Source organism: Ottowia sp., from assembly GCF_047601385.1.
Lineage (GTDB): Bacteria > Pseudomonadota > Gammaproteobacteria > Burkholderiales > Burkholderiaceae_C > Ottowia.
On the sequence record NZ_JASGJP010000001.1, the window covers coordinates 2,860,145 to 2,872,114 of the forward strand.

General features: G+C 69.0%; 12 protein-coding genes, 1 pseudogene and 1 riboswitch. Of the genes and pseudogenes, 7 read left to right on the forward strand and 6 right to left on the reverse strand.

The genetic code is table 11. The annotated features are described in order from the left end of the window. Nucleotides 1–9: 9 nt before the first annotated feature. Nucleotides 10–1,647, reverse strand: coding sequence for a peptide chain release factor 3 (locus QM772_RS14030; RefSeq protein ID WP_415137477.1), 1,638 nt, complete (start codon nt 1,645–1,647; stop codon nt 10–12). 244 nt (nt 1,648–1,891) lie between these two features. Between QM772_RS14030 and QM772_RS14035 the strand changes: the two genes are divergently transcribed. The 7 genes and pseudogenes from QM772_RS14035 (at nt 1,892) to QM772_RS14065 (ending at nt 7,870) form a co-directional block, all read left to right on the forward strand. Further along, nucleotides 1,892–2,233, forward strand: a complete 342-nt coding sequence (locus QM772_RS14035) for a helix-turn-helix domain-containing protein (protein WP_415137479.1) — start codon at nt 1,892–1,894, stop codon at nt 2,231–2,233. Then, nucleotides 2,223–3,509 (forward strand): type II toxin-antitoxin system HipA family toxin, encoded by a 1,287-nt coding sequence (locus tag QM772_RS14040; protein ID WP_415137481.1) that lies wholly within the window; start codon nt 2,223–2,225, stop codon nt 3,507–3,509. The genes QM772_RS14035 and QM772_RS14040 overlap by 11 nt, the downstream gene beginning before the upstream one ends. 44 nt (nt 3,510–3,553) lie before the next feature. After that, nucleotides 3,554–3,706: pseudogene (locus tag QM772_RS14045) on the forward strand (GMC oxidoreductase); the annotation flags it as partial. A gap of 143 nt (nt 3,707–3,849) precedes the next feature. Then, nucleotides 3,850–3,930: riboswitch (S-adenosyl-L-homocysteine riboswitch) on the forward strand. A gap of 91 nt (nt 3,931–4,021) precedes the next feature. Beyond that, nucleotides 4,022–5,452, forward strand: coding sequence for an adenosylhomocysteinase (gene ahcY, locus QM772_RS14050; RefSeq protein WP_415137483.1), 1,431 nt, complete (start codon nt 4,022–4,024; stop codon nt 5,450–5,452). A 65-nt stretch (nt 5,453–5,517) separates the two neighbouring features. Continuing rightward, entirely contained in the window at nt 5,518–6,306 is a 789-nt protein-coding gene (locus tag QM772_RS14055; RefSeq protein WP_415137485.1) for a TlyA family RNA methyltransferase, read from the forward strand. Next, complete coding sequence (metF, locus tag QM772_RS14060; RefSeq protein WP_415137487.1) at nt 6,303–7,127, forward strand: methylenetetrahydrofolate reductase [NAD(P)H]; 825 nt, start codon at nt 6,303–6,305, stop codon at nt 7,125–7,127. The genes QM772_RS14055 and metF overlap by 4 nt, the downstream gene beginning before the upstream one ends. A gap of 188 nt (nt 7,128–7,315) precedes the next feature. Next, nucleotides 7,316–7,870, forward strand: coding sequence for a septal ring lytic transglycosylase RlpA family protein (locus QM772_RS14065; protein WP_415137489.1), 555 nt, complete (start codon nt 7,316–7,318; stop codon nt 7,868–7,870). An 86-nt stretch (nt 7,871–7,956) separates the two neighbouring features. Here QM772_RS14065 and paaE read toward each other — a convergent pair whose 3' ends face one another. The 5 genes from paaE to paaA form a co-directional block, all read right to left on the reverse strand. After that, nucleotides 7,957–9,057: a 1,2-phenylacetyl-CoA epoxidase subunit PaaE gene (paaE, locus tag QM772_RS14070; RefSeq protein WP_415137491.1), complete on the reverse strand. Its 1,101-nt coding sequence runs from the start codon at nt 9,055–9,057 to the stop codon at nt 7,957–7,959. Between the two features lie 178 nt (nt 9,058–9,235). Then, on the reverse strand, nt 9,236–9,787 hold the full coding sequence (gene paaD / locus QM772_RS14075) for a 1,2-phenylacetyl-CoA epoxidase subunit PaaD (RefSeq protein WP_415137493.1): 552 nt from the start codon (nt 9,785–9,787) through the stop codon (nt 9,236–9,238). A gap of 8 nt (nt 9,788–9,795) precedes the next feature. Next, the gene (paaC, locus tag QM772_RS14080; protein ID WP_415137495.1) at nt 9,796–10,587 is read right to left on the reverse strand and encodes a 1,2-phenylacetyl-CoA epoxidase subunit PaaC; all 792 of its coding nucleotides are present in this window, start codon (nt 10,585–10,587) and stop codon (nt 9,796–9,798) included. Beyond that, nucleotides 10,587–10,889 (reverse strand): 1,2-phenylacetyl-CoA epoxidase subunit PaaB, encoded by a 303-nt coding sequence (gene paaB, locus QM772_RS14085; RefSeq protein ID WP_415137497.1) that lies wholly within the window; start codon nt 10,887–10,889, stop codon nt 10,587–10,589. The genes paaC and paaB overlap by 1 nt, the downstream gene beginning before the upstream one ends. A 17-nt stretch (nt 10,890–10,906) precedes the next feature. Further along, entirely contained in the window at nt 10,907–11,935 is a 1,029-nt protein-coding gene (gene paaA, locus QM772_RS14090) for a 1,2-phenylacetyl-CoA epoxidase subunit PaaA (RefSeq protein WP_415137499.1), read from the reverse strand. Between the last annotated feature and the right edge of the window lie 35 nt (nt 11,936–11,970).

An 11,970-nucleotide genomic window follows, 5' to 3' on the forward strand; every position in this document is an offset into this window, starting at 1 on the left:
CTTGCAGATTCAGGCGCTGGCTTGCAGCGCCAGCCCCGCATGCTCCCGCAGCGGGTGGAAGTGGATTTTCGGAAACCGCTCCTGCGCCAGCCGCACGTCGTAGGGGCTGGTGCACAGGTAGGCCAGGGCGTCGGCGGCGTCGTGGGCCATGCGCATCGGGTAGGCGTTCTCGAACTCGCGCAGCTCGGCGGGCGTGTCGGCGGTGATCCAGCGCGCGCCGGTGTACTGGCAGCCTTCCAGGCGCACGTCGCAGTCGTATTCGGTCTTCAGGCGGTGCTGCACCACCTCGAACTGCAATTGCCCCACGGCGCCCAGCAGCATGTTGCCGCCGGCGTCGGGCTTGAAGACCTGGATGGCGCCTTCCTCGCCCAGCTGCGCCAGGCCCTGCTGCAACTGCTTGGTGCGCAGCGGGTTCTTCAGCACCACGGTCATGAACATCTCGGGCGCGAAGAAGGGCAGGCCGGTGAACTGCAGGTTGGCGCCGTCGGTGATGGTGTCGCCCAGCTGCACGCCGCCGTGCGTGGTGAAGCCGATGATGTCGCCCGCGTAGGCTTCATCGACCGCCTCGCGCCGCTGGCTGAGGAAGGTGACCACGCTGGTGGGCCGCAGCTCCTTGGCCGTGCGCTGCACCTTCAGCTTCATGCCCGGCGTGTATTTGCCGCTGGCCACGCGCACGAAGGCGATGCGGTCGCGGTGGTTGGCGTCCATGTTGGCCTGCACCTTGAAGACGACGCCGGCGAAGGTGTCGTCCTCGGGCTGGATCACCTGCGCCTGCGTCTGCCGGTTGACCACGACGCTGCTGGCGCGCGGGCGCGGCGGCGGCGCCATGTCCACCAGCGCGTCCAGCACTTCCATCACGCCGAAGTTGTTGACGCCGGAGCCGAAGAACACCGGCGTCTGCTTCGCTGCCAGAAACGCCTCGTGGTCCCACGCGGGCGAGGCGCCGACGGCCAGCTCCATGCTTTCCTCGGCGGTCTCGAAGGCGCTGCCGAAGCGGGCCGCGAGCCGCTCGCGCTCGGCCACCGGGATGGCCTCGAAGTCCTCCGGCCGGCGTTCGCTACCGGCCTCGAACACCGTCATCGCCCGCGTGCGCAGGTTGATGATGCCGCCGAAGGTCTTGCCCTGGCCCACAGGCCAGGTCATGGGCACGCAGGGCATGCCCAGCTCGCGCTCCACCTCGTCGAGGATGTCCAGCGGGTCGCGCACCTCGCGGTCCATCTTGTTGACGAAGGTGATGATGGGCGTGTCGCGCTGGCGGCAGACCTCGATCAGCCGGCGCGTCTGCGCCTCCACGCCGTTGGCGGCGTCGATCACCATCAGCGCCGAGTCGACGGCGGTGAGCACGCGGTAGGTGTCCTCGCTGAAGTCCTTGTGGCCCGGCGTGTCGAGCAGGTTGACCACGTGGTCGCGGTAGACCATCTGCATCACGCTGGAGGCCACCGAGATGCCGCGCTGCTTCTCGATCTCCATCCAGTCGCTGGTGGCGTGGCGGCTGGCCTTGCGCGCCTTCACGCTGCCGGCGATCTGGATCGCGCCGGAGAACAGCAGCAGCTTCTCGGTCAGCGTGGTCTTGCCCGCGTCGGGGTGGGAAATGATGGCAAACGTGCGTCTGCGCTTGACTTCATTGAAGATTTTCTCGTCCGCCATCGTTCACAGCCCCGTTATGTACACGCCCATGTACACAGTCCTTCACGTGCCCATCCGCGCGCGCACATCGGCATCCATGCCGGCGCCCAACCCGGAAGCGCCGGCGGAAGTTTAGCACAAGGACATGGCATATGCCCTCAAGAGATGGCAAACTATGATAATCTGCTCTTGAGAGCATTTTTATTGACCCGTGAACGATGCGTGGCACTGCTAGAGGACAGGCCGGCCCCGACAAGGTGAGGACATGACCGCCCGGAACAAACTACTGACCGCGCCTCCCTACCCGGTTGAGCAAACGCTCAAGCGGCTGGGGGCCAATCTGCGCACGGCGCGGCTGCGGCGGAACCTGACGATCCAAGACATGGCCGAAAAGATCGGCACGGGCGCACGCGCCGTCGCCGATGCGGAGCACGGCAAGCCCTCGACGGGCGTGGCTGTGTACGCCGCCATGCTGTGGGCGCTCGACCTCCTCGACCAGGTGGCGGACGTGGCCGCCCCCGAGCGCGACGAAGAGGGGCAAGCGCTCGCGCTGGCGCGCGAGCGTGGCCGCGCGCGCCCGAAGGCGGAGTTGAGCAATGACTTCTGAAGCGTCGGGCGAGTGCTTCGTCTACATCACACTGCCCGGAGAAACCGAGCCTGTCACAGCAGGGCGCTTCGCACTTTCCGTTGACCGCCGGGGCGTGCCTGAGGGGCGGTTCGTTTACGGACGCAGCTACCTGGAGCGCCCCAATGCCGTGGCAGTCGACCCGGTCGAGCTGAAGCTGGCGCCGCGTACTTACGCAACCGCCTCTATGGGCGGGGTATTCGGCGCTCTGCGCGATGCGAGTCCGGACTACTGGGGCCGCCGGGTCATCCAGCGGCATCTGGGCACAGCGCAACCCAGTGAGATGGACTACCTGCTGTACTCGCCCGATGACCGGGCGGGTGCGCTCGGCTTCGGACTCAACCAGACACCGCCCGCGCCCAAGCGCACCTTTAACAGAACGCTCGACCTCGCAACGGTGCAGGCGATTGCCGATGCCATCGTTGCTGATGAGGGCCAGCCAGCCGCTGGCGGTGCCGGTGATGCCGATCACGATCAGGTCGAGAAACTGATGGTGATTGGTACGTCGATGGGGGGCGCACGCCCCAAGGCCGTGGTGGAGGACGACGACGGCCTCTGGATTGCGAAGTTCAACAGGCAGGACGACGCCTGGAACAACGCACGGGTCGAGCACGCCATGCTGACCCTCGGGCGGGCCTGTGGCCTCATAACGGCGGAAAGCCGGGTTGTCGAAGTCGCAGGGCGCGACGTGCTTCTGGTCAAACGCTTCGATCGTGAAAAGACCGAAGCGGGCTACCGGCGAGCCCGCATGGTGAGCGCCTTGACCCTGCTGCGCGCGGAGGATACCTATCAGTCCCGCAGCAAGTGGTCATATGTCTTGCTGGCGGAAGAGCTGCGGCGCGCGTGTGCGGAGCCGAGGCAAAGCACTTCCGAACTGTTTCGCCGCATGTGCTTCAACGCGCTGATCTCGAACGTCGATGATCACCCGCGCAATCATGCTGTCCTTGCGCGCGCCGCGGACTGGAGCCTCTCGCCCGCATATGACCTGACGCCTGCCGTGCCGGTCAGCATGGAGCGGCGCGATCTCGCGATGGAGTGCGGTGATGCTGGCCGGTTTGCGAATGCAGAAAACCTGCTGTCGCAGAGCGCACGCTTTCTGCTCGATGCCGACGAAGCACGCGCAGTCGTAGATGCGATGGAGACGCAAGTGCGCAGCTCCTGGTATGCGGTAGCGCGCGCGGCGGGCGTCCCGGAGCGGGACTGCGAAAAGATCGCCACCGCCTTCGCGTACCCTGGCTTCCGTCAAAGGCTGGCCTAACAGCAATGGTCCATCCAAGGCCGTCGTTGACGATCGGGGGTTAGGGCCGCTGCATCTACCACCCGGTGGGCACGTGCCGCATGGGGCGGGGCGCCGATGCGGTTGTCGATGCGCAACTGCGCGTTCGGGGCGTGCGTGCACTGCGTGTGGTCGATGTAGACGATGCGCCCTGCGCCACGCAGCAACCGACAGGAGCTTGGAGCGCAGGCTCGGCCGGCCGCTTCGGGGCGGGCGGACCCGGACAGCGGATGAGCGTGGATTTTTTCGCGGTCGATGGGGTGCCTGCGCCGAGCCGCAGGCACCGGCGAGTCGGCCGTCAAGCCGATATACTTCGCGCTGACTTTCCGAGGAGCGTTGCAGCGCCCCCATTCAGCGGGGCGTGAGGCTCGGACAGAAATACATGCAACGACGCTCACCCACGCTTTTGACGCTGCGGTGAGCCGGGACTTCTCCATCACTTCAGCCGGTCAGGCGCGTGGCATTGCAAATTGCCTGACTGATTGGAGAGAACCATGAGCGCCGCGCGCAAAACCCCGGGCGATGCCGCCATCGCCGACATCGCCCTGGCCGCCTGGGGCCGCAAGGAAATCGCCATCGCCGAGACCGAGATGCCCGGCCTGATGGCGATCCGCGCCGAATTCGCCAAGAAGAAGCCGCTGAAGGGCGCCCGCATCGCCGGCAGCCTGCACATGACGATCCAGACCGCGGTGCTGATCGAGACGCTGCAAGCCCTGGGCGCGCAGGTGCGCTGGGCCTCGTGCAACATCTTCAGCACGCAGGACCACGCGGCCGCCGCCATCGCCGCCGCGGGCACGCCGGTGTTCGCCGTCAAGGGCGAGTCGCTGAAGGACTACTGGGACTACACGCACCGCATCTTCGAGTTCGGCCCCGCCGGCAGCAAGGCCGAAGGCCCCAACATGATCCTGGACGACGGCGGCGACGCCACGCTGCTGATGCACCTGGGCCGCCAGGCCGAGACCGACCCCAAGGTGCTCGCCAAACCCAGGAGCGAGGAAGAGCGCGTGCTGTTCGCCGCCATCAAGGCCAAGCTGAAGGAAGACCCGCGCTGGTACAGCCGCAAGGGCGCGCAGATCATCGGCGTGACCGAGGAGACCACCACCGGCGTGCACCGCCTGAAGGAGATGAGCGCCGCCGGCACGCTGCTGTTCCGCGCCATCAACGTCAACGACTCGGTCACCAAGAGCAAGTTCGACAACCTCTACGGCTGCCGCGAGTCGCTGGTGGACGGCATCAAGCGCGCCACCGACGTGATGGTGGCCGGCAAGATCGCCGTGGTCTGCGGCTACGGCGACGTGGGCAAGGGCAGCGCGCAGGCGCTGCGCGCGCTCAGCGCCCAGGTGTGGGTGACCGAGATCGACCCCATCTGCGCGCTTCAGGCGGCGATGGAGGGCTTCCGCGTCGTCACGATGGAAGAGGCCGCGCCGCTGGCCGACATCTTCGTCACCGCCACCGGCAACAAGGACGTCATCACCTACAAGCACATGGCGGCCATGAAGGACCAGGCCATCGTCTGCAACATCGGCCACTTCGACAACGAGATCGACGTCGCCGGGCTGGAGGCCAAGTGCAAGTGGGAGGAGATCAAGCCCCAGGTGGACCACGTGATCTTCAAGGGTGGCAAGCGCATCATCCTGCTGGCCAAGGGGCGCCTGGTGAACCTGGGCTGCGCCACCGGCCACCCCAGCTACGTGATGTCGTCCAGCTTCGCCAACCAGACCATTGCGCAGATCGAGCTGTTCACCCACCCCGACGCCTACGACGTGGGCAAGGTCTACGTGCTGCCCAAGCACCTGGACGAGAAGGTGGCGCGTTTGCAGCTGGCCAAGCTGAACGCCAGCCTGACGCAGCTGAGCAGCGAGCAGGCGCGCTACATCGGCGTGCCGCAGGCCGGCCCCTACAAGCCGGACACCTACCGCTATTGATCAGATAGCTGCTGGCGCTTGCGTGGCGGGCGCTGGAGGCCGATTTCATTCATAAAACCGAAGCCGTGCGCGCAGACCAGTTCCTCGTCGAGCGCGGCCTGGCCGCCAGCCGCAGCCAGGCGCAGCGCCTGATCGCGGCCGGCGCGCGCTGGCGGAGTCCGGCCGGCTGGCGCCCCCTCGCCAAGAGCGACGATCTGCCGCCCGGCGCCGAGGTCGAGTTGCAGGGCGCCGCCGAGGCGCGCTACGTCTCGCGCGGCGGCCTCAAGCTGGAGGGCGCGCTGCGCGCCGCCGGGCTCGACGTGGCCGGCTGGCGCTGCCTCGACGTGGGCCAGTCCACCGGCGGCTTCACCGACTGCCTGCTGCAACACGGCGCGGCGCACGTCACCGGCATCGACGTCGGCCACGGCCAGCTGCACCCGCGCCTGGCCGCTGACCCGCGCGTGCGGGCGCTGGAAGGCGTCAACGCGCGGCACCTCGATGCTTCTGTATTAATAGCTGCCAGCGCTTGCCAGGCGGGCGCTAGAGGCCGATTTGACCAATATTTCGATTTGATCGTCGGCGACCTGTCCTTCATCTCGCTCACGCTGGTGCTGCCCGCGCTGGCGCCGCTGCCGCGGGCCGGCGGCCACCTGCTGCTGCTCGCCAAGCCGCAGTTCGAGCTGCAACCCGGCCAGATCGGCAAGGGCGGCATCGTGCGCGACGCCGCGCTGTACGCCGAGGTCGAGCAGCGCCTGCGCGCCGCCTGTGCCGGCCTGGGCTTGGCGGTGCGCGGCTGGTCGGGCAGCCCGATTACCGGCGGCGACGGCAACCGCGAATTCTTCATCCACGCCCAAGCACCCGCTTCCGCGCCATGACCCAACCTCTCAGCCTCGAATTCTTCCCGCCCAAGACGCCCGAGGGCGCCGAGAAGCTGCGCGCCACGCGCCAGCGGCTCTACGCGCTGGCGCCGGAGTTCTGCTCCGTCACCTTCGGCGCCGGCGGCTCCACGCAGGACGGCACGCTGGAGACGGTGCGCCAGATCGTCGCCGAAGGCCGCCCCGGCGTGCCGCACCTGTCGTGCATCGGCCAGACCCGGGCCAGCATCCGCGAGCGCCTGGCCACCTACCGCCAAGCCGGCGTGCGGCGCATCGTGGCGCTGCGCGGCGACCTGCCCAGCGGCTACGGCCTGGGCGGCGAGTTCCGCTACGCCAGCGAACTGGTGGCCTTCATCCGCGCCGAGGCGGGCGCGCATTTCAGCGTGGCCGTGGCCGCGTATCCCGAGGTGCACCCCCAGGCGCGCTCGCCCGAGGCCGACCTGGACGCCTTCCGCGCCAAGGTGGACGCCGGGGCGGACGTGGGCATCACGCAGTACTTCTTCAACGCCGACGCCTACTTCCGCTTCGTGGACGAGCTGCGCCGGCGCGGCGTGGCGACGCCGATCGTGCCCGGCATCATGCCCATCACCAACTCCACGCAACTGCTGCGCTTTTCCGACAGCTGCGGCGCCGAGGTGCCGCGCTGGATCCGCCTGCGCCTGCAAGCCTTCGGCGACGACGCGGCGTCCATCAAGGACTTCGGCGCCGACGTGGTGGCCGGCCTGTGCCAGCGCCTGCGCGAGGGCGGCGCGCCGGGCTTCCACTTCTACACGCTCAACCAGGCCGCCGGCACGCTGGAAGTCTGCAACCGGCTCGGTTGATATAACCAATGGGTTAATGGGCGGCGTGGTTTCTAGAATTATTCATCTAAGAAACCACTGGTTTCGGCTTCCGGCGGGTTGGCGCCGGTAGAATCCGCCGCATGTTACGGGACACCTCTCCCGGCGCGGCCCCTGCGGACGCCCCGGCCCTGGGAAGTGGCCACCGTCTGCCGGCAGGTCGGGCCCTGGTGCTCGCCACGCTGTGGCTGGCAGCAGCGCCCCTGGCGGCGCAACCGGTGAGCCCCGATGCTTCCCCTCTCGCGCTCGCGCAGCCTTGCTCCTCGGCCAAGGCGGTGCACGACATGCGCTGCCCCAACTACACCGGCTTCAAGGCCCGCGTGGGTGGTGCGGCCGACGCCGCGCCGCCCCGCCAGAGCGCCGGGCAGGACGACGGCCCGGCGCGCGCCGGGCGCGATCTGCAACGCGGCATCGCCTCCTGGTACGGCCCGCGCTTTCACGGCCGCACCACGGCCAACGGCGAGAAGTACGACATGTACGAACTCACCGCCGCGCACAAGACGCTGCCTTTCGGCACGCGCGTGCTGGTGCACAGCCCGCGCACTGGCAGGCAGGTGGTGGTGCGCATCAACGACCGCGGCCCGTACATCCGCGGGCGCGTCATCGACCTCAGCAAGGCCGCCGCCACCGCCCTGGGCATGCAGTCGCGCGGCCACGACGCCGTGGTGCTGCGCGAGGTGCTGCCGCCCGGCCGCGCGGACGAAGTGCTGGCCAGCGCCGACTGAATACTCTCGGGGAGTAGCATGCGTCCGGCGCTTGTCTGCCGGGCGCTGGCGGCCAGTGGGGGTGGGGAGTATGTGGGCGCCGCGCGTCAGCGCTCGTCGTAGCTCACCGTCAGCCGGTCGCTCGTCGGCCGCGCCTGGCAGCTCAGCACGAAGCCCTGCGCCATCTCGTCGGCCTCCAGCGTGTAGTTCTTGTCCATGCTGACGGCGCCCTCCATCACCTTGGCGCGGCAGGTGCAGCACACGCCGGCCTTGCAGGAGTAGGGCAGGTCCAGCCCGGCGCTGAGGGCCACGTCCAGCACGTGCTGGTCGCGCCGCATCGCCAGCGCGTGCGACTTGCCGTCGATCAGCACCGTCAGCGCCACCTGGCCGGCGGGGGCCTCGGGGTCGGCGTGCTCGGTGGCGGCGCGGCGCGCGGCGGGCGGCAGCGCCTCCAGGCGCGGGGAGGTGAAGCGCTCGGTGTGGATGCGCGCTGGCGGCACGCCGGCTTCGAGCAGCGCGGCCTCGGTGGCGTCGATCATCGCCTCGGGGCCGCAGACGAACACCTCGTCCATGCTCTTGGCGGGCAGCAGGGTGTCGATGAGCTGGCGCACCTTGGCGCCGTCGATGCGGCCTTCCAGCAGCGGCACCTCCTGCGCCTGGCGCGACAGCACGTGGATCAGCGTCAGGCGGTTCTTGTACTTGTCCTTCAGGTCTTGCAGCGCCTCGTTGAACATCACGCTGCCCATGCGGCGGTTGCCGTAGACCAGGGTGAACTTGGCGTGGTCGCTCTCCTCCATCGTGGTGGCGACGATGCTGAGGATGGGCGTGATGCCCGAGCCCGCCGCGAAGCCCACGCGGTGCAGCGCGCGCGGCTTGCGGATGGTGAAGCGGCCGTCGGGCGGCATCACGGCCAGCCGGTCGCCGGCCTTCAGCTGCGTGGCCGCCCAGTTGGAGAACAGGCCGCCTTCCATCGGGCGGATGCCCACCTCCAGCTCGCGCGCGCGGGCGTAGCGGCCGCGGGTGGAGCAGATGGAGTAGTTGCGCCGCACGTCCTGCCCGTCGATGGTGGCGCGCAGGGTCAGGAACTGGCCGGGCTGGAAGTCGAAGCGCTCGTGCAGCTCGGCCGGCACGCTGAAGGCGATGGCCACGGCGCCGGCGGCCTCGGGGCTGACGCGGGCGACGGTGAGGTCGTGGAAGCGGGGGGTCATGGTTATTTCCTCGTGGGATTGCGAGAGACAGCAGCGCGCTGAACCCAATGGATCGAAGGGCCGCGGAGCAGGCCAAGCCAGCGAACGCCGTGGACGGACCTGCGCCGGCCACTGGCGTTGTCCCCCCTCCCGCAGAGAGAGGGGGGAAGGCGCCGAAGGCGACTCAGGGGGGTGTTCCTCATATCCTCTTGAAATGATCAAAGGGCTCCATGCAGTCCAGGCAGCGGTACAGCGCCTTGCACGCGGTGGAGCCGAAGTGGGAGGTTTCGGTGGTGTTGGCGGAGCCGCAGAGGGGGCAGGGGACGGCCGTGCGCGGCCTGGTCGCAAAGTGGATCGGCGCTTCGCCCGGCGCCAGCGCGCCGGTGTGCGGCGGGGCGATGCCGTAGGCGCGCAGCTTCTCGCGCGCGGCGGCGGTCATCCAGTCGGTGGTCCAGGCCGGGGCGAGCTGGGTGACGACGCGCGCCGCCACGCCGCCCTGCGCCAGCCGCGCGACGATGTCGTCGTGGATCTGTTCCATCGCCGGGCAGCCGCTGTAGGTGGGGGTGATGACGACCTCCAGCACGCCGTCGTCCGCACGGCGCAGCGCGCGCACGATGCCCATCTCGCGCAGCGTGACGACGGGGATCTCCGGGTCGGTCAGCTCGTCCAGTGCCGACCAGAGCGCCGACTGCTCACTTTCCGATAGCTGCTGGCGCTCGCCAGTCGGGCGCTGGAGGGCGATTTGGCTCATGAATCACATCACCAGGTGGCGCCGGGGTGCGCGCGCGCCAGCCCCTGCATCTCGCCCAGCAGGTAGCTCAGGTGCTCGGAATGCACGCCGTCCTTGCCGCGCGGCACCCAGCCGCCTGAGTACGGCGGGCGCTTGAGCGTGGCCTCGGCGATGGCGTCGCCCACGATGCGGTCCCATTCGGCGCGCAGCGCCAGTGGGTCGAAGCCGGCCTCGGCCTCCAGCGCGCTGGCGGTCCAGAACTCCTCGGTGAAGGGCATCAGGTAGTCCAGCGCGGCCTGTGCGCGGCGGTGCGATTCGGCGCTGCCGTCGCCCAGGCGCACCAGCCAGTCGCGCGCGTGGCCCAGGTGGTAGCGCACCTCCTTCAGGCTCTTGGCGGCGATGGCGGCCAGCTGCGGGTCGGTGGACTGGCGCAGGCGGTCCCAGGCCAGCACCATCAGCGCGCTGTAGAGGAAGTTGCGCGCGATGCTGACGGCCCAGTCGCGCGCGGCGCCGCTGGCGGCGGGCGCCAGGCCGGCGTTGTGGGGCAGCTCCAGCAGCACGTAGTTGCGGAACTCGGGCGCATCGCGGAAGTAGGCCAGCGTGTCTTCCGTGGCGCCGCTGCCGGCCTGCGCGGCGGCGTGCTGGTAGAGCAGGCGCGCCTGGCCGATCAGGTCCAGGCTGTTGTTGGCCATGGCCAGGTCTTCTTCGAGGATGGGCGCGTGGCCGCACCACTCGGCGTTGCGCTGGCCCAGCACCACGGCGTTGTCGGCCAGGTGCAAGAGGTAGGGCAGCGGGGCGGCCTGTTCGACGCGCGCGTCCATCACATGTGCCCCACTTCGTCGGGGATCTCGTAGAAGGTCGGGTGGCGGTAGATCTTGTCGCTGGCGGGCTCGAAGAGCTGGTCCTTGTCCTGAGGGTCGCTGGCGGCGATCAGGTGCGAGGGGATCACCCAGATGCTGACGCCCTCCTGCCGGCGCGTGTACACGTCGCGCGCCATTTGCAGCGCGTGCTGCGCGTCGCTGGCGTGCAGGCTGCCGCAGTGCTTGTGTTCGAGGCCCTGCTTGCTGCGGACGAAGACCTCCCAGAGAGGCCAGTCCTTCAGGGCGGGTTGTGCGGTGCTCATCGTGTCTCCTCGGGTTCTCAGGCGGCGGCTTTCAGCGCGCGCTGGCGTTGCTTGTCGGCGTGCGCCACGGCGGCCTCGCGCACCCAGGCGCCGTCCTCGTGCGCCTTCACGCGCGTGGCCAGGCGCTCCTTGTTCATCGGGCCGTGGCCGTTGACCACCTGCCAGAACTCGTCCCAGTCGATGGCGCCGTAGTCGTGGTGGCCGCGTTCGGCGTTCCACTTCAGGTCGGGGTCGGGCAGGGTCACGCCCAGCACCTGGGCCTGCGGCACGGTGGCATCGACGAACTTCTGGCGCAGGTCGTCGTTGCCGATGCGCTTGATGCCCCAGCGCATGCCCTGCGCGCTGTTGGGGCTGTCGGCGTCGGGCGGGCCGAACATGGCCAGGCACTTCCACCACCAGCGGTTGACGGCGTCCTGCACCATGTCGCGCTGCGCCTGCGTGCCCTTCATCATCACCAGCAGGGCTTCGTAGCCCTGGCGCTGGTGGAAGCTCTCCTCCTTGCACACGCGCACCATCGCGCGGGCGTAGGGGCCGTAGCTGCAACGGCACAGGGGGATCTGGTTCATGATCGCCGCGCCGTCCACCAGCCAGCCGATCACGCCCACGTCGGCCCAGGTGAGCGTGGGGTAGTTGAAGATGGAGCTGTACTTGGCCTTGCCGGTGTGCAGCGCGTCCAGCATCTGATCGCGGGGGGTGCCCAGCGTTTCGGCGGCGCTGTACAGGTACAGGCCGTGGCCGCCCTCGTCCTGCACCTTGGCGATCAGGATGGCCTTGCGCTTGAGGCTGGGCGCGCGGCTGATCCAGTTGCCCTCGGGCAGCATGCCGACGATCTCGGAATGCGCATGCTGGCTGATCTGGCGCACCAGGGTCTTGCGGTAGGCCTCGGGCATCCAGTCGCGCGGCTCGATGCGGCCGTCGGCGTCGATGCGGGCGTCGAACTGGGCTTGCAGCGCCTGTTCGGCCTCGGACAGGGGCTTGGCGACCGCCTTCAGGCCGGCGGTCTTGCCGTCGGCATCGTCGGGCACGGAGAAGGATTGCGTGTACATGCGTGGGGCTCCTGGTTCTTTAACCGGCGTCTGCC